The following is a 21,622-nucleotide window of genomic DNA, read 5'->3' on the forward strand; positions in this document are numbered from 1 at the left end:
AAACCAAACCTCGCATTATACAAGAGTGGGAGGGGATATCTCCTGTCACAAAGGCGTCATGTTGGGCGATTAGCATCACGCGATTCCGTCAGGTAACTGTCAGGCATTGTCAAAAAGGAAAAACGCCCATGAAATCAGCCACCCAGCAGACCAGCACATCCTCCCCGAATGGCGCTGAAATCCAGCCCAAGCGCCGTGAGTTGCTCAAAGTCTTCGCCGCCGCGCCGCTGTTGCCGTTGACGCTGTCCGCGTCGGGCCTGCTGGCCGGTTGCGCCACAGTGCCCAATCGCAGCGGCTTTGCCTCGGCCTCGTTCAGCGGCATGGCGGCGCCGTCGCTGGCGAATCCGGCTGCGATGGCGACCACCACGGTGGCGTCCAGCCTGGACGTGGTGTTCCGCGACGGTGCTAAGCAAAGTTATCAGCTGACCTACCAGCCGTTCTTCGTGACCGGCGACATGGTGCCGGACGGCAAGGGCGGCAAGCTGCTGGCCGGCGGCTACTATGACATCAACAACCAGCCCATCATCGATCGCTCGGTGCCGGACAAGGAGCGCCACTTTTTCTCGGATTGCCCGGACGGCTCGTCCTTGCTGACGATCAAGGGCGCGCAAGTGGCCGGCGTCAGGGGCAATGCGGTGTTCGCCGTGGTCCAGTTCGAATACACCACGCGCGACCAGAAGCAGGCCGCGATGTACGGCCAGTTGCCGTCGCCGATCGCGGTGCTGACGCTGGACCAGGACCCGGCCACCGGCAAGCTCTCGCTGGTCAAGTATCACAATGTCGATACGTCCTCCGTCAACGGCCTGTGGATCACCTGCGGCGCCAGCCTGTCGCCGTGGAACACCCATCTGTCGAGCGAAGAGTACGAACCGGACGCCGCCGCCATCGCGAGCAACGTGCAATTCCAGGCGTTCAGCAAGAACCTGTTCGGCGACGTCGCCCGCGCCAATCCTTACCACTACGGCCATCTGCCTGAAATCACCGTGCACGCCGACGGCAGCGGCAGCGTGGTCAAGCACTACTGTCTCGGCCGCATCTCGCACGAACTGGTGCAGGTCATGCCGGATCGCCGCACGGTGCTGATGGGGGACGACGCCACCAACGGCGGCCTGTTCATGTTCATCGCCGACCGCGAAGCCGATCTTTCCGCCGGCACGCTGTATGTCGCCACGTGGACGCAAACTTCCGGCGTCGGCCCCGGCGCCGGTACGCTCGGCTGGGTGCGCCTGGGTCACGCGACCAGCGCCGAGATCAAGGTGCTGGCCGACAAGCTCAAGGCCGCCGACATCATGGACGTCAAGACCAGCGATCCGCAGGACGCTTCCTACACGAAGATCCCGTTCAACGGCAAAACCAACTGGGTCAAACTGAAGCCGGGCATGGAGCAGGCCGCCGCTTTCCTGGAAACCCATCGCTATGCCGCGCTCAAAGGCGGCAGCCTCGGTTTCACCAAGATGGAGGGCACCACCGTCAATGCCAAAGACAAGATCGCCTATTCGGCCATGTCCTATGTGCAGACATCGATGCTGGACGGCTCCGGCGGCATCAAGGTGCAGGGCCCGAAGGCCGGCGCGGTGTATGCGCTGAACCTCAAAGGCGGGCTGAAGGATATATCCGGCCAGGCCATCGACAGCACCTGGGTGCCGGTCGACATGGCGCCGCCGGCTGCACTGGTGGGCGAGGACCTGAAGCAGGCCGATGCGCTCGGCAACCTGGCCCACGCCGACAAGATCGCCAATCCGGACAACATCAAGTTCTCCGAAAAGCTGCGCACGCTGTTCATCGGCGAAGACAGCGGCATGCACGTCAACAATTTCCTGTGGGCGTACAACGTCGACACCAAGCAGCTGTCGCGCATCCTGTCCTGCCCGGCGGGCGCCGAATCGACCGGCTTGCACGCGGTCGACGAGATCAACGGCTGGACCTACGTGATGAGCAATTTCCAGCACGCCGGCGACTGGGAAAAGCCGCTGCACGACAAGGTGAAGGATGCGCTGGATCCGCTGGTGCGCTCCAATTACAAGGACCGCTTCGGCGCCACGGTCGGTTACCTGACCGGGATGCAGCTGCCGCCGCAAGCCTGATTGCGCCGCCGGAAATGGTTGGAGAAGGAGAGGCTGCGGCCTCTCTTTTTTTGCGCCCGCAGCATGGAAAATCATGTCGCTGGCTGAAAAATGTAAGCCCATGCCCGGCATGTCGTTATATGCTTGCCTCGATTCTCTGGATGCCGAAGCAGTTCTCTGACGTGCGCTGCCGTGTGATGCGAACGATCAGGGCCGATTTCTTCGCCGGATGAAATGGGCACCGAACTCATTTCACTCTCCGGCAGTCATAGCGGGATGCAAAAAATGAGACCAACCGCCGCCTGTTCGACACAGTTCGCCATCCTGCTGGTGGCGGCTTGTTTGTCCGCTTGTTCTTCGGCGCCCACCACGCGTGGCGAGGTCAAGGGCGCTTCCGCCAGTTCGCGCGAAATGGGGCAGTCCGACACCAACCGCGTCGCCACGCTGGCCATGCGCGCCAACCTCGAGAGTCTCTACTTGCTGATGGACAAGCTCTACCGTCGCAACCCGGGTGAATGGAAAAAGACAGGGACCAGCCGCGAAGAGGTCGTCAAACGCGTCCGTGAAGCCGTCGAAAAGCGGCAGACCTGGGACGACCTGCAAGGCAAGCACGACATCGCCGCCATGTCGCTGGCGCTGTCGCCGGATTTCAAGGCAGACCGCGTCGCCGCCTTCATCTACGCCACCGCCGACATGATCGTCACCGCCCACGGCGGCAAGATCGAGTTCTTCCTGATCGATGGCCTTGATGCCCAATACCTCTACAACGCCGCACGCAACATCGAAATCGCGGTGTGGATGCTGAGCAACCGCCGCAACGCCACCGGCCAGCCCTTGCTGCTGTCCGACGAGATCACCGCCACTGAACGCAACCTCAGTTTCGAGCGCGAGTTCGGCAAGATCGTCGGCCGTCTCGACCTGCTGGCTGAGTTCATTACCGAGAAGTATCGCCGTGCCGGCATCAGCTATGTACAGAACTTGCTGGGCGGTTCCTTTCTTCAGTTCTTGCCGGTACGCTGAACGGAACGAGACTGCGCAACGATATCCGCATATCCATATGCGAAAAAATTTGTTTTGCATTCCACGACCAGCGCCGACACTTCCGCACACTGAAATCAGCCTGAAAGCGTCATCATGAGTATTCCCCTGAGCAACTGGACACTTGAGACCATCCACGCTGCCTTGCCCGCCATCGAGCAAGAGCTGGCGCGTACTGCCGCCGAGCGCGACAAGGCCGGCGGCCACGCCGCCGAGCAGAAGGAATTGTTGCGCCAACACGGCTTGCTGCTGCTGGTGGTGCCCAAGGAATACGGCGGCATCGGCGCCTCGTGGAGCGAGACCTTCGCCATCGTGCGCCGCATTGCGCGCGTCGACAGCGCGATGGCGCATCTGCTGGCATTCCAGACGCTGCAGCTGTCGGGCGTGATTTCCTATGGTTCTGACCAGCAGCGCACGCTTTACCTCGGCGAAACCGTCGCACTCAATCACTGGTGGGGAAATTCCGCCAATCCGGCCGATCCGCGCCTGATCGCCACCGAACAGGACGGCGGGTTGGTGCTGCAGGGAATCAAGGGTTTCTGTTCCGGCACGCTCGGTTCGCATCGCCTGCTGACCACGGCGATCCACCAGCCCAGCGGCAAGCTGTTGATTGCGGTGCTGCCAACTGCGCGCGAGGGGATTTCCATCCATGACGACTGGGATCCGATCGGCCAGCGCCAGACCGACAGTACCTCGGTCAGCTACGAGCAGGTGCGGCTCGAGTGGAGCGAAGTGCTGCATCGTCCCGACGGCGTGTCGACGCCGTTCCTCACCATGCGCGGCGTGGTGGCGCAACTGATCCTGGTCAATCTTTACCTGGGCATGGCCGAAGGCGCCTTTGAACAGGCGCGTGACTACACGCTCAACCAGGGCCGGCCCTGGTTCGCCTCGGGCGTGCAGCGCGCGGCAGACGATCCTTACGTCATCCATCGCTACGCCGAGATGCATCTGAAATTGCGCGCCGCGCGCGCATTGACCGAGGAAGCCGGCGTCGAAGTGGATCAGGCCTGGCGGATCGGTCGCGACTTGAGCGCCGAACAGCGCGGCAGGGCGGCGCTGGCCGTGGCCGAAGCCAAGATACTGTCGCATCGCGCCGCGCTGTCGGTGGGCGAGGATGTGTTCGACGTCTGCGGCGCACGCGCCACCAAGGCAGATCTGGGACTGGACCGTTTCTGGCGCAATGCCCGTACCCACACCTTGCATGATCCGATCGATTACAAGCTGCGTGACGTCGGTCGTTATGCGCTGGAACACCTGTTGCCCGAGCCGACGCTGTATTCCTGATTCCATCAGTCCGAAATGATGGCGGAATATGTCCGGTTAATGTCCGGGCCCGCCATCGTGAGGTCAATGCCGATGGAGTAACATGATAGCTCTCCAGTCGAAGATCAGAGGGAATCATGGCCATATCCACCAGCATTGACGCCGGCATCCCGGTCTATTTCCTGTTGCGGGAGTCTCTGCTGACGCTTGACGTGATCGGTCCGGCGGAAGTCTTGCGCTACGCCAATCGTTTCGCCGAACAATCGGGCCGCGCGCCGTATTTCGACCTGCATTTCATCAGCGTGCACCGCGAGGTGGCGACCTCGGTCGGCCTCACCATCACCGGTTTCGAAGATTTGCCCGAGCATTTGCCGGACGACGCCATGCTGGTGCTGAGCGGTTGCGTCGGCCGCGACGACGACTTCAGCAGCGTCGCCGACCAGCAGGTCGTGGCATGGCTGCGCCGGCATTTTGCGCCGCGCCAGAAGCTGGTTTGCATTTGCACCGGCACGCTGCTGGCCGGTTACGCCGGCTTGCTGGGACAACGCAAGTGCACCACCCATCACAGCCATATCAAGGAGTTGCGCGGCATTGCGCCCGCCGCCGAGGTGCTGGAAAACCGCATCTTCGTCGAAGACGGCGACCTCTACACCAGCGCCGGCGTCACCACCGGCATCGACCTGGCGCTGCACCTGGTGGCGCAAGTCGCCGGCCATGCCTGCAGTGCTTCAGTGGCCCGTTCGCTGGTGGTGTACATGCGCCGCACCGGCGGCGATCCGCAATTGTCGCCATGGCTGGTGGCACGCAACCACTTGCATCCGGCCGTGCATCGCGTGCAGAACGCGGTGATCAAGGATCCCGCCAACGACTGGAGCGTGGCGCGGCTGGCCGAGATCGCCTGCACCAGCGAGCGTCATCTCACGCGGCTGTTCCGCGAACATACCGGCGACAGCCTGGTCGATTACATCCATCGCATCCGCATTGCGCTGGCGCGCGACCTGCTGGCGCAATCGCCGTTCGACATGGAGCACGTGGCCGAGAAAGCCGGCTTCCACTCGAGCCGGCAACTGCGCCGCGTCTGGAAGAAGTTTGAAACGCATCCTCCCTCGGCGCATCGGGAACAGCTTGCCGCCAACGCCGCACAAGCCACCTGACCCCACCTGGTTTCACCTGGTCTCGCCTGCATTCCCGACAAACTGCCGGGAATGCACAATTTCCCTACATCTTTTCCCCTGCGTCGCGGCTATGATCCCGCTCGGACGCAGGAAATGCGCATGCCGCCGCCGCAACATTCCTTCTGCTCCCCGGGACTGCCGACCCATCCGGCGGCTGCTCCTGCCTACCGACGCCATCAAGCGCAAACGCGCGCAAGTACAACGACATAATCCGGGCCGCCGCGCCCGACAGGAAAAGACGCATGCCGCAGTTCTTCATCAACCGCCCGGTGTTTGCCTGGGTGGTCGCGATTTTCATCATCTTGCTGGGACTGATCGCCTTACCGCAGTTGCCGATTGCACGCTATCCCACGGTGGCCCCGCCCAGCGTCAGTATCTATGCCACCTATCCCGGCGCCACGCCGCAGTCGATGAACGACTCGGTGGTCAGCCTGATCGAGCGCGAGCTGTCCAGCGTCAAGAACCTGCTGTATTTCGAGTCGTCGTCGGACACCTCCGGTTCGGCGCAGATCACTGCGACCTTCAAGCCGGGCACTGACCCCGACCTGGCGCAGGTGGACGTGCAGAACCGCCTCAAGACGGTCGAGCCGCGCCTGCCGCAGGCAGTGCGCCAGAACGGCTTGTCGGTGGAGGCGTCCGGCTCCGGCTTCCTCATGCTGGTCGGATTGACTTCGCCGACCGGCAAGTTCGACGAGATGGCCTTGGGCGACTACATGGCGCGCAACGTGGTCGAGGAATTGCGGCGCATCGACGGCGTCGGCCGGGTGCAATTGTTCGGCGCCGAGCGCGCCATGCGCATCTGGGTTGATCCTGCCAAACTGATCGGCTACAAGCTGACCATGGGCGACGTCAGCAGCGCCATCACTCAGCAGAACGCGCAGATCGCGCCGGGCCGCGTAGGGGATGCACCGGCGCAACCGGGTCAGCGCGTGACGATTCCGCTGACCATCGAAGGCCAATTGAAAACGCCGGAACAGTTCGAACGCATCGTCTTGCGCGCCACCCGCGGCGGCGCCCAGGTGTTGCTGCGCGACGTCGCGCGGGTGGAACTGGGTGCGCAAAGTTTTGCCTACGCCAACCGCGAAAATGGACGACCATCGACCGCTGCCGCGATCCAGCTCTCGCCCGGCGCCAATGCGGTGCGCACCGCGCAGGCAGTGCGCGAGCGCATGGCGGTGCTGGCGCAGACGATGCCGGCGGGGATGGCGTATTCGGTGCCGTTTGACACCGCACCATTCGTCAAGATATCGATACAGAAAGTCATCGTCACGCTGATCGAAGCGATGGTGCTGGTGTTCCTGGTGATGTTCCTGTTCCTGCAAAAGGTGCGTTACACACTGATTCCGGCCATCGTTGCGCCGATCGCCTTGCTCGGTACATTCGCTGTGATGCTGGTGGCCGGCTTCTCGGTCAACGTGCTGACCATGTTCGGCATGGTGCTGGCGATCGGCATCATCGTCGACGATGCGATCGTAGTGGTGGAAAACGTCGAACGCCTGATGGCAAGCGAAGGCTTGTCGCCCAAGGAGGCGACCTCGCGCGCCATGCGCGAAATCACCGGCGCCGTGGTCGGCATCACGCTGGTGCTGACGGCGGTGTTCATCCCGATGGCGCTGGCCAGCGGTTCGGTCGGCGAAATCTATCGCCAGTTCACGCTGTCGATGGCGGTGGCGATCCTGTTCTCGGCCTTCCTCGCGCTGACGCTGACGCCGGCGTTGTGCGCCACCATCCTCAAGCCGATCGGTCCCGAGTCACATGCAAAGCGCGGTTTCTTCGGCTGGTTCAACGCGCGCTTCGAACGCATGACGCAGCGCTACGAAAACGGCGTGGTGCGCCTGCTCAGGCGCAGCGGCAGGGTGATGCTGCTGTTTGCGGCGCTGGTGACCGCGCTGGCGGCGGCCTTCACGATGCTGCCGTCGGCCTTCTTGCCGGAAGAAGACCAGGGCTATTTCATGACCTCAATCCAGTTGCCGTCGGACGCCACCGCGGAACGCACACTCGATGCGGTCAAGGTGTTCGAGCGCCACCTGGCGTCGCGCCCGGCGATCGACAATAACCAGTCCATCCTCGGTTACAGCTTCGCCGGTTCAGGACCGAATGCAGCATTGGCCTACACCATGCTCAAGGACTGGGACCAGCGCAACGGCGCCACTGCTGCCGACGAAGCAGAGCGTGCGCACAAGGCGATGGAGCCGGTCGCCGACGCCGTCAGCATGAGTCTGCTGCCGCCCGCGATTGACGAACTGGGCAACTCGTCGGGTTTCACGATGCGCCTGGAAGACCGCGCCAGCCAGGGTTATGCTGCCCTCAAGGCGGCGCAGGCAAGCCTGCTGGAAGCAGCAGGGAAAAGCCGCGTCGTCAGCGACGTCTATGCCGAAGAGCTGCCGAGCGGCGCCAGCGTGCGCCTGGAAATCGATCGCCAGAAGGCGCAGGCGATGGGCGTTTCGTTCAATGCCATCAACGAGACCTTGTCGAGCGCGATGGGCTCGCTGTACGTCAACGACTTCCCCAACGCCGGACGCATGCAGCAAGTGATTGTGCAGGCCGACGCCTCGGCGCGCATGCAGGTCGAGGACGTATTGAAGCTGCACGTGCGCAATGCCGGCGACGGCATGGTGTCGCTGTCGGAACTGGTCAAGCCGGTGTGGGGCGTGTCGCCGCAACAGCTGGTGCGCTACCAGGGTTACCCTGCGGTGCGCATTTCGGGTGCGCCCAAGGCGGGCGCCTCGAGCGGCGAGGCGATGGAGGAGATGGAGCGCCTGGTGGCGCAATTGCCGCCGGGGTTCGCCCTCGAGTGGACTGGCCAGTCGCTGCAGGAGCGCCAGTCCGCCGCGCAGGCGCCGATGCTGATGGCTTTGTCGGCGCTGGTGGTGTTTCTGGTGCTGGCGGCGCTGTACGAGAGCTGGGCGATCCCGCTGTCGGTGATGCTGGTGGTGCCGTTGGGCCTGCTCGGCGCGGTGCTGGCGGTGGTCTTGCGCGGCATGCCGAATGACGTGTTCTTCAAGGTCGGCATGATCACGGTCATGGGTTTGTCGGCCAAGAACGCGATCCTGATCGTCGAGTTCGCCCGGCAGTTGCGCGAGCAGGGCAAGGGCCTGGTTGAGTCGGCGGTGGAGGCGTCGCGCCTGCGTCTGCGGCCGATCCTGATGACCTCGCTGGCATTCGCGCTGGGTGTGCTGCCTTTGATGCTGGCCGGCGGCGCGAGCGCGGAAACGCAACGCGCCATCGGCACCGGCGTGTTCGGCGGCATGGTCAGCGCCACCGTACTGGCGGTGTTTTTCGTACCGGTGTTTTTTGTCGTCGTACTGGGGTTCACGGAGCGGCTGGCGCAATGGCGTCAACAGCGCGGCAAGTTCATGCCGGCGTCTGCACCGCCGCTTCCATGACCGGCGCGATGACGTAGCAACCGCGTCCCCTGTTCTTGGCGTCGTACATGGCTTTGTCGGCGGCCTGGAGCAGGGTGTCGGGATCGCAATACGTCTCGCATACGGCAATGCCGATCGAGACGCCGATCTCGTAGTAGTCGTCTCCAATCCGCAGCGGCTCGGAGACGACGCGGATGCATTTTTCCGCCAGGGCCCGGGCGCCGTGTTCCAGCGGTGCGCCGAGGTCGGTCGCCAGCAGCACGAATTCGTCGCCGCCGACGCGCGCCAGCGTATCGCTATGGCGCGCGACCTTTTGCAGCCGCTGGGTGATTTCCTGCAGCACCTGGTCGCCGGCCTTGTGGCCCAGCGTGTCGTTGATCGGCTTGAAGCTGTCGAGGTCGAGGAACAACAGCGCCACGCCGCGCTGCGTCTGCGCAATCGCCTGCTGCATGCGTTCGGCCAGCATGACCCGGTTCGGCAAGCCGGTCAGGGTGTCGTGATGCGCCTGGTGCTGCAATTCCGACTGGTGCGTCTTGAGGCGCGACAGCAGCCGGTTGAACGCCATCGTGAGATGGCCGACTTCATCGTTGCGATAGACCGGCAAAGGCGTCAGCGGCAACTCGCCGCTGGTCATCCGTTCGGCCTGGTCGGCAGCACGCCGCAGCGGGCGGAAGAACCAGACGATGGCCAGAATGATTAACAGGAAAATCACCGCAGCCTGCATGGCGCCGCCGCGCACGATGAACGCCTGTACGCGGTCCACCGTCGGCAACGCTGCTTTCACCGGCAGGCGCGCCACCACGAACCAGCCGGTGCTGGGCACGTCGGCAATGGCCTTGATCTCATCGATATCGCCGTTGGCGCCGACGCCGCTGCCGCGATAGCCGCCGACTGCCTTGTCCAGCATGGGATCGACGCCGACCTCGGGCAGCGGTTTGAAAATCAGGTTTTTCTGACTGGAGGCAAGGATCAGACGCTTGGCCGGCGACACCAGCAGGAAGCTGCCGGAGTCACCCAGCCGCGCCTGCTGCAGATGATCAAGGAAGCCGGCCGCGGCCAACGCGGTGACGCCGCCCAGTACGCCGACGAACTTGCCGCCGCTGTCGCGCACCGGGGCCAGCATCGGCAGGATGGCACGTTGATCGATCGGGCTGAGCAAAGGTTCACCGATGATGAATTTGCCTTCCTTGACCAGGTGGAAATCAGGAAAAATCGCCAGCGACAGATTGCGGCGTCCGGCTGCCGGCGGGTAGTCGGTGATGACGGCGCCATTGGCGTCGGCGACGAACAAGCCCATGGAAAACAAGGGTTGCAGTTCTTGCCGTTCCTGCAGCCAGGAGCGCAGCTTTTCCGGCTGGTCCAGCAATTCCGCCGGCAGCATGCGCGCCAGCTGCTCCAGGAAGCGGCGCCGCTCGACGATGCGGTAGTTGATGTCCTGAGCCAGGTAACTTGCGATCGTGCTTTGCTGATCGGCAGCGACTTCGCTGAGGTCGTCATGCAGGAAATTGGTCAGCACATGAAAGCGCGCGACCGCGCTGGCAAGAACGACCAGAGTGCCGAACAGAACCAGACGGGTGACAAGACTGTTGAAAAAGCGTTTGAAATTCATACGGAAGATGCAGGTGTTGTTATTGTTCGTTGGTTCGCAACTTCGCTTACACGGTCGCGCACCACGCGGATGGCTTGCTTGAGCGCATAGACGTCGCCGTAATAGCGTTGCGGAATGTCGATCTGGTTGGCGTTGGCGTCGATCTCTTCGATTTCGGCGTGCCACTCGGCGAGCTTTTCGTCGGATGGTTCATGCGTGTTCCAGATCTCTTCTTCCAGCAGATGGATTTCCTTGTACCACACAACCAGGCGTTTTTTCATACTGGCTTCATAGATGCGCGGCACCGCCTGGATCAGACCGAACAGCACCGCGATGAACGGCAGCAAAATAGTGAAGCGGCGTTCGATGAAATTGGCCAGCCAGAACGGCAGGTAGCGTTGCAGGAAAGGGCGGCCCGATTTGAAATAGCGGCGCGTCTCGTCGGAGATGTTGAAGTCTTCGATGTTCTGATTCGGGAAGTAATTGCGCGGCGTGAAAAAATCCGGCGCATTGTGGATCACGTTGGCAGCGTCGAGCAGCAGGTAGGCCAACGCCGGATGCAACGATTCCTTCGACACTAGCATGGCAGTGGCGGCCAGCAGCGTGACGTCATGCGACGGGCGGTCGTTGATCAGGCTGGTGGCGCCGCGCGGATAGGTGATCTTCGACAGCGATGGAAATTTTTGCACCAGCGCATCGGCCTGCGAAAAACTCATCAGCTTGATGCCGCTGTTGAGCAACGTATGAATCAGCTGGCTGTCGGCGCGGCCGATGAAGAAGGCGGCATCGATCTTGTTGTTGAGCAGCTGCTCGTAGGCGTTGTTGCCGTTGAGTTCTTCCAGGGTGGAATTGTTGGTGGTGATGCCGTTTTCGGTGAGCAGGTCGTTGGCGACGATGCGCAGGCCGCTGCCAGGCAGTCCCAGCGAGATACGCTTGCCGCGCAGTTGCGACAGCCTGTCGTAGGTGGCATTGCCTTGGTAAAAGACCCAGATCGGCTCATACGAAATCGCCGCGATGGTCTGTATGCCGGGCGCCTGCTCGCCGTTGCCGGTGCCGGACTGGATGAAGCCGACCTGGAATTCGCTGTCGTCTTCGCGCAGGCGCTGGAAGTTTTCCACCGAGCCGGACGAGGTGCGGATATCGAGCGTGATGCCGTCGCGCTTGAGGATTTGCGCATAGCGTTGCGCGTAGTTGTGATAGATGCCGCCTTCTGCGCCGGCGGTCATCACGATCTTGCCTTGGGTGGCGGGCTTGAGCATGGCCAGCACGATCCAGCAGACAGCCAGCAGCACCAGAGAGCCGATCAGCATCAGGCGGCGCAGCCGTTGCGGCGTCATCGGCGGCTTTTGAATCCGGTGCAGCGGAAGAGGAGTCTTGGACATTGGTCGCTGCTATTTTTACTTGTTGGCGCTCAAAATTTGTTAAGCGCTGCTTCTGTCGCCGGCTTACCTTTGCTGTCAATTCCCTGACGGCGTCCCTCTAAGCCGGTTCTGCGTGTTCCACCATCAACTGTACCTTGGTTGTGCCGTTATATTCGTTGGCATCCAGTCTAAATGCAACCCTTGCGTAATCGGGAAGCGCATCCGTGTTGCCAAACCAGATTGCGTCGTATTTCTGGCCGTTCTTTTCGAGCAGCAGTTTCAGGTGCTTTTCCTTGAGGATGCGCTGGCTCAGCACGCGGAAGCGATCGCAGAACACCGGTGGGGCAAAACCTTGTCCCCACACCTGGTCGTCCATCAGGCTGATGAAATTGACTGAATAATAGGCGTCCTCCAGCACGCCGTCGGTTTCGACCACGCGTTCGAGCTGGTTCTGGCTTAACCAATCTTTACCTACTTCTTCAAACGCCTGGGCGAAGGCGTCGAAGGCTTCCGCGTGGATCGTCAGTCCGGCCGCCATCGCATGGCCGCCGAATTTGGTGATCACCGAAGGCGCATGCTTGGACACCAGGTCCAGCGCGTCACGCAGGTGGAAACCGGCGATCGAGCGGCCGGAACCCTTGATCAGGCCTTCGTCGCCGGGCGCGAAGGTGATGGTCGGGCGGTAGAACTTGTCTTTCAGGCGCGAGGCCACGATGCCGATCACGCCCTGGTGCCAGGAGGCGTCGAACACGCTGATGGTGCGGCGGTCCTGCGGATTGAAATCGTCCAGCAGGTTCAACGCCGTATCCTGCATGCCGGCTTCGATGTCGCGCCGTTCGCGGTTGATGGCGTCGAGCTGCTGGGCGATGGCCCAGGCGCGGCCTTCGTCGTCGGTGGTCAGGCATTCGATGCCCAGCGCCATGTCGGCCAGGCGGCCGGCGGCATTGAGGCGCGGGCCGACCGCAAAGCCGAGGTCGAACGGCGTGGCGCGGCGCGCTTCACGGCCGGCGGCGCGGAATAGCGCGGCGATGCCGGGATGCATGCGGCCCGCGCGCATGCGTTTCAGTCCCTGCGCCACCAGGATGCGGTTGTTGGCGTCGAGCTTGACGACGTCGGCAACCGTGCCCAATGCCACCAGGTCGAGCAGCGCATCGAGCTTGGGCTGGGTCTGGGCGTCGAAAATGCCGCGCTTGCGCATCTCGGCGCGCAGCGCCAACAGAACGTAGAACATGACGCCGACGCCGGCCAGGTTCTTGCTCGGGAACCCGCAGGACGGTTGGTTCGGATTCACGATCACGCGCGCGTCCGGCAGGCTGTCGCCGGGCAAGTGGTGGTCGGTGACGACGACGTCGATGCCGCGCGCCTTGGCCGCGGCGACGCCGTCGATGCTGGCGATGCCGTTGTCGACGGTGACGATGATGTCGGGCGATTTTTCGCGGATGGTCAGTTCGACGATTTCCGGCGTCAGGCCGTAGCCGTATTCGAAGCGGTTCGGCACGATGTAGTCGACTTGTGCGCCGAGGCTGCGCAGGCCGCGCAAGCCCACCGCACAGGCGGTGGCGCCGTCGCAGTCGTAGTCGGCGACGATGACCATCTTTTTCCCGGCGGCAATGGCGTCGGCCAGATAGATCGCCGCCGCGTCGATATGCAACAGGCCGGACGGCGCAATCAGTGCGCCCAGTTCGCTCGACAAGTCCTTGGCGTTGAGCAGACCGCGCGCAGCATAGACGCGCGCCAGCACCGGATGGATGCCGCTGTGGATCAGGCTGTCGACGTCGCGCGGGTCGTAACTGCGGGTGGCAATGCGGATCATGGCGTCAATCTCATGCTGCAAGTTTTGCCAGCGAAGGCTTGGTCCAGAACCTGCGCAGCGACGAGGGAGTGACCGTCACGTGCTGCAATTTGTCCTGGCCGGTGAAGACCAGCGACAAGGTGGCGAGGCGCTTGCTGCGTACGGCTTGCAGCAGCGGCGCGAACCACTGGTTGTCGAGCGCCTCCATGCGTTGCAGCCAGAAGCCCCATTCATCGGTCAGGCCCGGTTCCAGCAAATCGCTCAGCAGCAGCAAGCCGTGTTCGCCGGGCGCAGCCAGCACGCCTTCGGGTGCGGCGCTGTGCTGCGCGGTTGCGGTGAGCGCCTGCGGCCAGCCGCTCAGGTTGAAGCTGGCCTGATAGATCGTCGTCGGGATGGTCGAGGCAGCAGCGGCGCCGCCCCAGATCCAGAGCGAGTTGACCGGCTTCTTGCCGAGCATTTCGCGCTCATCGTTGATTGATTCGGAGAACCACTGCATCTGTACTTCGTTCTGCAGCTTGCGCCAGGCCAGTTCGCCCGGGCCTTCCGGCATCCAGATGTCGATGTTGCGGCCGCTGGCGGCTTGCGGCGACGAGGTGCGCAGGCCGGCCCAGTCGTCGGCGCGCAGCAGCCAGGTGGCAGGGTCGACGTAGACCAGCGTGCGGCCGATTTCTTCGAACAGCGGCAGGGCGGAGTTGAACAGGCGGCGCGATTCGGCTTCTTCGAGGTCCAACTGGCCGATGTCGGTCAGCACCAGATGGTCGCGTGCGACGTGGATGTGCGCCGGTTGCACGATGAACCAGTGGCCTTCGGCCGGCGTGGGCGGGTGGACGCGATTGCGCAGTACGGCGGCGGATACCGCCGGGCTGTTGCCGCGCTCATCCTGCTGCGGCGCGCCGGGTGCGGATGCGGCCAGGTTAAAGCGTTCGGCCAGCCAGTGCTCATGCGGTAATGCACGGGAAAACGGATCGAGACGTTGCAGAGGCGCGGCAGTCTTGCTGCGCGCCAACAGCATGGCCAGCGCGGGAGCCTTGCATTCGCGCACCAGATCGCGCGCCATTTCGGCTTGCGGCAGCCCGAAAGGGAGAAGTATGTCGAGATGATTCATGCCGCGATTGTAGGCGAAAATCAAGCTTCTGGCCTAAAACCCCCTATGGAAGCGGCTTGTCGGCGTATGTCGAAACCGTAAAAAAACGTGGCCGCCAAAACTTCGCAGACGTTTCAAGGTCTCATCCGGCGTCTGCCCTAACTGTCCCGGGCCCAATGGGACAGTGAAAGATGACGGAGAGTGTGGCAAACTGGCGCATTGTCGTCCGGCATCGTTTCCAGAAAAGAGAGTCAAGGTTTGAGTCTGATAAAAAATTTACCGTTCGAATGGCTGGTCGGCATTCGTTATACACGGGCCGGCAAACGCAGCGGCCGCAATAGTTTCATCTCCTTCATTTCCCTGATTTCCATGGCCGGCATCGGCCTCGGCGTAGCGGCGCTGATCGTGGTGCTGTCGGTAATGAACGGCTTTCAGAAGGAAGTGCGCGACCGCATGTTGTCGGTGCTCTCGCACATCGAAGTGTTCGACGCATCCGGCGCCATGCCGGACTGGCAGGCTGTGGCCAAGCAGACTTTCCAGAACAAGGAAGTCATCGGCGCGGCGCCGTACGTGGCGGCGCAGGCGATGATGACGCGCGACGACAATGTGCGCGGCGTGGTGATTCGCGGCGTGTTGCCAAGCGAAGAACCCAAGGTCTCCGACGTCGCCGGCCAGGTAAAACAAGGCAAGTTTTCCGACCTCAAGCCCGGAGAGTTCAACATCGTGCTGGGCGGCGAGCTGGCGCGCAGCCTGCACGTGACGCTGGGCGACAAGGTCACGCTGATTGCGCCGCAAGGGCAGGTGACGCCGGCCGGCGTGCTGCCGCGGCTGAAGCAATTTACAGTGGTGGGGATTTTCGAGGCTGGACATTACGAGTTCGACTCCTCGCTGGCCTTCATCCAGATCGAAGATGCAGAGAGGCTGTTCCGTCTTGACGCGCCGTCCGGCGTGCGCCTGCGCATCAAGGACATGCTGCAGGCGCCGCAGGTGACGCAGGAATTATCGACGCAGCTGACCGGTAACCTCTACCTGCGCGACTGGTCGCAACAGAACAGCAACTGGTTCGCCGCGGTGAAGACTGAGAAGCGCATGATGTTCATCATCCTGACGCTGATCATCGCCGTGGCGGCGTTCAACCTGGTGTCGACGCTGGTGATGACCGTAACCGACAAGCAGGCCGACATCGCGATCCTGCGCACGCTGGGTGCGTCGCCCGGATCGATCATGAAGATCTTCGTGATCCAGGGGGCGCTGGTGGGCCTGATCGGCACCGCGCTTGGCGTGGCGTTCGGCGTGGTGGTGGCGCTCAATATCGACGTCATCGTGCCGGCCATCGAGCGACTGCTGCATGTGCAATTCCTGCCCAAGAGCATTTACGTGATTTCCGAATTGCCGTCCGACCTGATCTGGTCCGATGTATGGACCATCGGCGGGGTGGCGGTGGTGCTGGCCTTCCTGGCGACGCTGTACCCGAGCTGGGCTGCCGCGCGCGTGAAACCGGCGGAGGCGCTGCGCTATGAATAATCCAACGAACAACAACATGAATCAACAAGACCAGGCAGTGCTGTCCTGCCGCGGGCTGGGCAAGACCTTCACGCAAGGAAAATATTCGGTCAAGGTGCTCAACGGCATCGACATCGATGTCACACCAGGCGAGCAGGTCGCGATTGTCGGTGCGTCCGGTTCGGGCAAGTCGACGCTGCTGCATTTGCTGGGCGGACTCGATACGCCTACTGCCGGCAGCGTCACCTTGCAGGGCAAGGACTTCGCCAATCTGGGTGAAACTGCACGCGGCGATTTGCGCAATGCGGCGCTCGGTTTCGTCTACCAGTTCCATCACTTGCTGCCGGAGTTTTCGGCGCTCGACAACGTCGCCATGCCGCTCATGATCCGTCGCGTCAAACGCGACCAGGCGCAGGAGCAGGCGCGCAAGATCCTGGCCCGCGTCGGCCTGGAAAATCGCGTGCGCCACGTACCGGGCGAGCTGTCCGGCGGCGAACGCCAGCGTGTCGCGCTGGCGCGTGCGCTGGTCACCAATCCGGCCTGCGTGCTGGCCGACGAGCCGACCGGCAACCTCGACCGCAGCACCGCAGACAAGACCTTTGAACTGATGATCGAACTGTCGCAAACGCTGGGCACGGCGTTCGTCATCGTCACCCACGACATCGAACTGGCGCGTCGCTGCGGGCGGGTGCTGCGCTTGTCGGAGAATGGTTTGCTGCCGTATGTCGCCTGAGCGGCAAAAACTGAAACAGAAACAAACAGGAAACAAGGATTTCATCATGAACACACGTCAATGGCTTGAACAATTGGTGGCTTTCGATACCACCAGCCGCAATTCCAATCTCGAACTGATCACCTCGGTGCGCGACAGTTTGCAGGCGCAGGGCATCACGCCGTGGTTCGCGCACAATAAGGAGCGCACCAAGGCCAACCTGTTCGCCACGCTGCCGGCCACGGAAGGGCCGGAAGCCGGCACGATCCAGGGCGGCATCGTGCTGTCCGGGCACACCGACGTGGTGCCGGTCGACGGTCAGAAGTGGGACAGCGATCCGTTTACGCTGACCGAACGCGACGGCTTGCTGTACGGCCGCGGCAGCTGCGACATGAAGGGCTACATCGCCGCCTCGCTGGCGCTGGTGCCGGAGTTCCTGGCGATGCCGCGCAGCAAGCCGCTGCATCTGGCGTTTTCCTATGATGAAGAGATCGGCTGCGCCGGCGCGCCGAGCATGCTGGCCGAATTGCAGGAACGCGGCATTCGTCCGGACAGCTGTGTCGTCGGTGAACCGACCAACATGCAGGTGGTGGTGGCGCACAAGGGCATCAATGCCTTCACTTGCCGCGTGCACGGCAAGTCGGCGCATTCCTCGCTCACGCCACAGGGCTGCAACGCGATCGAATACGCGGCGCGCCTGATTTGCGCGATCCGCGACTTTGCCGACGCTTACAAGGTCAACGGTCCGTACGACACGCTGTACGACGTGCCGTTTTCGACCATGACCACCAACCAGATCCGCGGTGGCATCGCGATCAACACCATCCCTGACCTGTGCGAATTCACCTATGAATTCCGCAATCTGCCGGGTATGTCGCCGGACAAGATTCAGGCCCAGGTCACGCAATATGTGCGCGATCATTTGCTGCCGAAAATGCAGGCCGAATATCCGGACGCCAAGATCGACATCGGCATCATCGCGGCCAGCCCGGCGCTGGAAACCGCCGAGCAGGAAGCCATCACGGCGCTGGTGCGCGCTTTGACCGAAGACAACGAAAAGCGCAAGGTCGCCTACGCCACCGAAGCGGGGTTGTTCCAGCAAATCGGCATCCCGACCATTGTGTGCGGTCCCGGCGACATCATCCAGGCGCATAAACCGAACGAGTTCGTGGCGATCGCGCAATTGCAGCGCTGCGAAGATTTCCTGCGCAAGCTGGGGCGTTCGCTGCAAGCAGCCTGACGACCGCTGCGCGCTACCGCAGCATCATTCTGAATCGCCGCCATCATGTGGATCACGTATGTGGATTGATACGCACTGCCATCTCGATGCCGGCGAGTTTGCCGGTGAAGAGCTCGCCGTCGCCGATGGCGCGGCCGGGCAGGGCGTAGGCATGATCGTGGTGCCGGCGGTGGCGCCGTTCAATTTCGACGCTGTCGCGCGGCTGGCGCAGCAACGCGGCAATTGCGTGTATGCGCTGGGCATCCATCCCTTGTACATCCCCAACTGCGACGAGAGCGATTTGCTGGTCTTGCGCAATGCGATTGAGGCCGCGCTCAGTGACAAGCGTTTTGTCGCCATCGGCGAAATCGGCCTGGACTTCTTTGTCCCCGCGCTGAAAGAACCTGCCATGCGCGAGAAGCAGGAATACTTCTACAGCGAGCAGCTCAAGCTGGCGCGCGAGTTCGATTTGCCGGTGCTGCTGCACGTACGCCGCTCGCAAGACATCATCCTCAAATACCTGCGCCGCATCGCTGTACCGGGCGGCATCGCGCACGCGTTCAATGGCAGCTTCCAGCAGGCCGAAACCTTCATCGGACTGGGTTTCAAACTGGGTTTCGGCGGCGCGATGACTTTCCCTCGTTCGTTGCAGATACGGCGGCTGGCTGCGGAGGTCTCGCTGGAGGCCGTCGTGCTGGAAACCGATGCGCCTGATATTTCGCCCGCGTGGCTGCATCCGCAGCGCAATACGCCGGACCAGATCCCGCGCATCGGCCAGGTGCTGGCCGAATTGCGCGGCATGGACATCGCCGACGTTGCTGCTGCGACCAGTGCCAACGCGCACGCGGTGCTGTCGCGCCTGGCTGCGGCGACATAAGCATGCGCAGCGCGATTCTCGGTTTCGCCGCAGGAATTGCCTTTTTGCAGATGCAGGCGCAACTGCTTCCTTTTGAAGGGCAGATGGCCCTGTTGGCAGCGGCGGTGCTGCTGTTGCTGGCGTGCTGGTGGTTGCGCCATGCCGGCGTCCGCGCCGGGTGGCACGCCGTCCTGCGTATCGTGCTGTTCAATATGGCTGGACTTTGCGCCGGTTTCGCCTGGGGCGGCCTGATCGCGCAGTACCGGCTCGATGACGCCTTGCCGGCAGCATGGGAAGGCCATGACGTGGTGGTAGTCGGCACCATCGACAGCCTGCCGTATCGTTTCGAGCGCGGCGTGCGTTTCAGTTTCAACGTCGAGAGAATCGCCCCGCAAAACGGCGGCAGACCGCCGGTGCCGCAGCGGATTGCCTTGTCCTGGTACAGCCCCGGCGCTTTCGGGCAGGCCGGCGGCGAGTCGGGGCAGGCGGCGCAGGCAGTTCCCGAGGTGCGTCCCGGAGAACGCTGGCAGTTCACGGTGCGCCTCAAGCGTCCGCACGGCAACGCCAATCCGCACGGTTTCGACTACGAAGTCTGGTTGCTTGAGCAGAATTTGCGGGCGACCGGTTCAGTGCGCCCCGATCAGCAATCTGCCTACAAGAATCATCGCCTGCAGGCATTCGTCTGGACGCCCTCCAACGCCATCGAGCACGGTCGCGCCTGGCTGCGCGACCGCATCATGTCCACGCTGCCGAAACAGAAATATGCCGGCGTCATCGTCGCACTGGTGATCGGCGACCAACGCGCCATCGAGCAATCCGACTGGAGCATCTTCAACCGCACCGGCGTCGGCCATCTGGTGGCGATCTCGGGATTGCACATCACGCTGATCTCCGGCCTGTTCGGAGCGTTCTTCGGTTGGCTGTGGCGGCGCTCATTCTTCACGCGGGCGCAATTGCCGCTGCTGTTGCCGGCACCCAAGGTGGCGGTGCTGGCTGGTTTGGCGGCGGCGCTGGTCTATGTACTGCTGGCGGGATTCGGCGTGCCGGCGCAGCGCACGCTGTACATGCTGTGCGTGGTCGGGCTGGCGTACTGGACGGGGCGGCTGACGCATATTTCCTACGTGATGTCGCTGGCGCTGGCGGTGGTGCTGCTGTTCGATCCGTGGGCCTTGCTGTGGCCGGGTTTCTGGTTGTCGTTCGGTGCGGTTGCGATCATCCTCTATGCCTCTGCCGGGCGCATCGGCGCAGACGTGTCGGCCGAGCCGCAGATACTGACGCCGGTGCAGCGCCGTCGCCGGCCTTCGCGCATTGCCAGGATCTGGCGTTCGTTGCGTGCGGGCGCTTATACACAGTATGTCGTTACGCTCGGCTTGTTGCCGTTGACGATGGTGTTGTTCGGTCAGTATTCGCTGCTCAGTCCTCTGGCCAATGCGGTGGCGATTCCCCTCATCACCATCGTGGTCGCGCCGCTGTCGCTGCTGGGCAGCATCTTGCCGCCACCCTTGTCGCAATGGTTGCTGCTGGCCGCGCACGCGGTACTGGAGTGGCTGGTGCAGTTGCTGGAATGGCTGGCCGGCCAGCCGTTTGCCGTGTGGCAGGCACCGTTGCCGCCGCTGTGGGTGTTTGCAGTGGCGCTGGGCGGGACCTTGCTGCTACTGGCGCCGCGTGGCTGGCCAGCGCGCTGGCTGGGACTATTCGGCTGGCTGCCGCTGATCTTCAATACGCCAGCGTGGCCGGAGCAGGGCCAGGTCCATGTGACGGCCTTCGACGTCGGGCAGGGCATGGCCTTGCTGGTGGAGACGCCGGGCCATAGGCTGCTGTACGACACCGGTCCGTATTATTCGCCGGAATCCGACGGCGCCAATCGCGTGATCGTGCCGTATCTGCGCGCACGCGGCATCGATCATCTCGACGCGGTAGTGATTTCGCATAACGACAACGACCATTCCGGCGGCGCGTTGTCGCTGTTCAAGGACATTGCCGTTGATCGCGTGTATTCCTCGCTGGCGCCGGCCAGCGCGATCGTCCGGGCCGCGCCCGATCACAGGCGCTGCCAGGCTGGGCAGCATTGGCGCTGGGACGGCGTGGCGTTCGACATGCTGTATCCCGCGCCGGTCAGTTACGACAGCGACAAGTGGAAGCCCAACGCGCGCAGTTGCGTGCTGAAAGTCAGTCTGGGCAAGCGGGCGATCCTGCTGCCCGGCGACATCGAGGCGGTGCAGGAAGATGAGCTCGTCAACGGCGCCGACGCCGCCCGGCTGCGCGCCGACGTCCTGCTGGCGCCGCACCACGGCAGCGGCACGTCCTCGACGGAAGCTTTCCTGCAGGCGGTGCAGCCGAGCCTGGCCTTGTTCCAGGTCGGTTACCGCAATCGTTTCAATCATCCCAAGCCGGAAGTGTACGCACGCTACGGCAGCATGGGCATACGCGGCCTGCGTAACGACGAGGCGGGCGCCATCTCGCTGCAATTCGACAAGGCGGACGACAAGATCCGCGTGCAGGAATATCGTCGCGAACATGCGCGTTACTGGTACGGAAAATAGCGGAAAAAAAGCACGCCGAACAGCGAAAAAGCACGCCGGAAAAGGCTGACGCCGCGCGTT

At 62.9% G+C, this 21,622-nt stretch carries 14 protein-coding genes; 10 read left to right on the plus strand and 4 right to left on the minus strand.

Features of this window, described 5'->3' with window-relative positions; genetic code table 11:
* Positions 1–128: 128 nt before the first annotated feature.
* The 5 genes from ACIROY_RS00645 (at position 129) to ACIROY_RS00665 (ending at position 8,925) form a co-directional block, all read left to right on the plus strand.
* Positions 129–2,084 carry a PhoX family protein gene (locus ACIROY_RS00645; protein WP_402338938.1) on the plus strand — a complete coding sequence of 652 codons (1,956 nt, stop codon included), beginning with the start codon at positions 129–131 and terminating at the stop codon, positions 2,082–2,084.
* 264 nt (positions 2,085–2,348) lie between these two features.
* Positions 2,349–3,083 carry a hypothetical protein gene (locus ACIROY_RS00650; protein WP_402338940.1) on the plus strand — a complete coding sequence of 245 codons (735 nt, stop codon included), beginning with the start codon at positions 2,349–2,351 and terminating at the stop codon, positions 3,081–3,083.
* A 114-nt stretch (positions 3,084–3,197) separates the two neighbouring features.
* Positions 3,198–4,385: an acyl-CoA dehydrogenase family protein gene (locus ACIROY_RS00655; RefSeq protein WP_402338942.1), complete on the plus strand. Its 1,188-nt coding sequence runs from the start codon at positions 3,198–3,200 to the stop codon at positions 4,383–4,385.
* A gap of 116 nt (positions 4,386–4,501) precedes the next feature.
* Positions 4,502–5,518, plus strand: a complete 1,017-nt coding sequence (locus ACIROY_RS00660; RefSeq protein ID WP_402338944.1) for a GlxA family transcriptional regulator — start codon at positions 4,502–4,504, stop codon at positions 5,516–5,518.
* Positions 5,519–5,781: 263 nt separating this feature from the next.
* Positions 5,782–8,925, plus strand: a complete 3,144-nt coding sequence (locus ACIROY_RS00665; RefSeq protein ID WP_402338946.1) for a multidrug efflux RND transporter permease subunit — start codon at positions 5,782–5,784, stop codon at positions 8,923–8,925.
* Here ACIROY_RS00665 and ACIROY_RS00670 read toward each other — a convergent pair.
* From ACIROY_RS00670 to ACIROY_RS00685, 4 genes are all read right to left on the minus strand, one after another.
* Entirely contained in the window at positions 8,894–10,513 is a 1,620-nt protein-coding gene (locus ACIROY_RS00670) for a diguanylate cyclase domain-containing protein (protein WP_402272159.1), read from the minus strand. The genes ACIROY_RS00665 and ACIROY_RS00670 overlap by 32 nt on opposite strands.
* Positions 10,510–11,874: a TAXI family TRAP transporter solute-binding subunit gene (locus ACIROY_RS00675; RefSeq protein WP_402272157.1), complete on the minus strand. Its 1,365-nt coding sequence runs from the start codon at positions 11,872–11,874 to the stop codon at positions 10,510–10,512. Before ACIROY_RS00675 ends, ACIROY_RS00670 begins: the two co-directional genes overlap by 4 nt.
* Before the next feature lie 97 nt (positions 11,875–11,971).
* On the minus strand, positions 11,972–13,666 hold the full coding sequence (recJ, locus tag ACIROY_RS00680) for a single-stranded-DNA-specific exonuclease RecJ (protein ID WP_402272154.1): 1,695 nt from the start codon (positions 13,664–13,666) through the stop codon (positions 11,972–11,974).
* A gap of 10 nt (positions 13,667–13,676) precedes the next feature.
* Positions 13,677–14,750 (minus strand): hypothetical protein, encoded by a 1,074-nt coding sequence (locus ACIROY_RS00685; protein WP_402338948.1) that lies wholly within the window; start codon positions 14,748–14,750, stop codon positions 13,677–13,679.
* A gap of 237 nt (positions 14,751–14,987) precedes the next feature.
* Here ACIROY_RS00685 and ACIROY_RS00690 point away from each other — a divergent pair, with 237 nt between their 5' ends.
* The 5 genes from ACIROY_RS00690 to ACIROY_RS00710 are packed head-to-tail and all read left to right on the plus strand — an operon-like array spanning position 14,988 to position 21,562.
* Entirely contained in the window at positions 14,988–16,253 is a 1,266-nt protein-coding gene (locus ACIROY_RS00690) for a lipoprotein-releasing ABC transporter permease subunit (RefSeq protein ID WP_402272149.1), read from the plus strand.
* Positions 16,246–16,965 carry a lipoprotein-releasing ABC transporter ATP-binding protein LolD gene (gene lolD / locus ACIROY_RS00695; protein WP_402338949.1) on the plus strand — a complete coding sequence of 240 codons (720 nt, stop codon included), beginning with the start codon at positions 16,246–16,248 and terminating at the stop codon, positions 16,963–16,965. Before ACIROY_RS00690 ends, lolD begins: the two co-directional genes overlap by 8 nt.
* 46 nt (positions 16,966–17,011) lie before the next feature.
* Positions 17,012–18,184: an acetylornithine deacetylase gene (gene argE, locus ACIROY_RS00700; RefSeq protein ID WP_402272143.1), complete on the plus strand. Its 1,173-nt coding sequence runs from the start codon at positions 17,012–17,014 to the stop codon at positions 18,182–18,184.
* 58 nt (positions 18,185–18,242) lie between these two features.
* The gene (locus ACIROY_RS00705; protein ID WP_402272141.1) at positions 18,243–19,040 is read left to right on the plus strand and encodes a TatD family hydrolase; all 798 of its coding nucleotides are present in this window, start codon (positions 18,243–18,245) and stop codon (positions 19,038–19,040) included.
* Between the two features lie 2 nt (positions 19,041–19,042).
* Positions 19,043–21,562: a DNA internalization-related competence protein ComEC/Rec2 gene (locus tag ACIROY_RS00710; RefSeq protein WP_402338950.1), complete on the plus strand. Its 2,520-nt coding sequence runs from the start codon at positions 19,043–19,045 to the stop codon at positions 21,560–21,562.
* The last annotated feature ends 60 nt before the right edge of the window (positions 21,563–21,622 follow it).

It is taken from the genome of Herbaspirillum sp. NPDC101396 (assembly GCF_044767365.1).
GTDB lineage: Bacteria > Pseudomonadota > Gammaproteobacteria > Burkholderiales > Burkholderiaceae_D > Herbaspirillum.

Coding starts and splice junctions, on each gene's coding strand:
- ACIROY_RS00645 (WP_402338938.1), top strand. CDS start 129: ATGAAATCAGCCACCCAGCAGACCAGCACATCCTCCCCGAATGGCGCT.
- ACIROY_RS00650 (WP_402338940.1), top strand. CDS start 2,349: ATGAGACCAACCGCCGCCTGTTCGACACAGTTCGCCATCCTGCTGGTG.
- ACIROY_RS00655 (WP_402338942.1), top strand. CDS start 3,198: ATGAGTATTCCCCTGAGCAACTGGACACTTGAGACCATCCACGCTGCC.
- ACIROY_RS00660 (WP_402338944.1), top strand. CDS start 4,502: ATGGCCATATCCACCAGCATTGACGCCGGCATCCCGGTCTATTTCCTG.
- ACIROY_RS00665 (WP_402338946.1), top strand. CDS start 5,782: ATGCCGCAGTTCTTCATCAACCGCCCGGTGTTTGCCTGGGTGGTCGCG.
- ACIROY_RS00670 (WP_402272159.1), bottom strand. CDS start 10,513: ATGAATTTCAAACGCTTTTTCAACAGTCTTGTCACCCGTCTGGTTCTG.
- ACIROY_RS00675 (WP_402272157.1), bottom strand. CDS start 11,874: ATGTCCAAGACTCCTCTTCCGCTGCACCGGATTCAAAAGCCGCCGATG.
- recJ (WP_402272154.1), bottom strand. CDS start 13,666: ATGATCCGCATTGCCACCCGCAGTTACGACCCGCGCGACGTCGACAGC.
- ACIROY_RS00685 (WP_402338948.1), bottom strand. CDS start 14,750: ATGAATCATCTCGACATACTTCTCCCTTTCGGGCTGCCGCAAGCCGAA.
- lolD (WP_402338949.1), top strand. CDS start 16,246: ATGAATAATCCAACGAACAACAACATGAATCAACAAGACCAGGCAGTG.
- argE (WP_402272143.1), top strand. CDS start 17,012: ATGAACACACGTCAATGGCTTGAACAATTGGTGGCTTTCGATACCACC.
- ACIROY_RS00705 (WP_402272141.1), top strand. CDS start 18,243: ATGTGGATTGATACGCACTGCCATCTCGATGCCGGCGAGTTTGCCGGT.
- ACIROY_RS00710 (WP_402338950.1), top strand. CDS start 19,043: ATGCGCAGCGCGATTCTCGGTTTCGCCGCAGGAATTGCCTTTTTGCAG.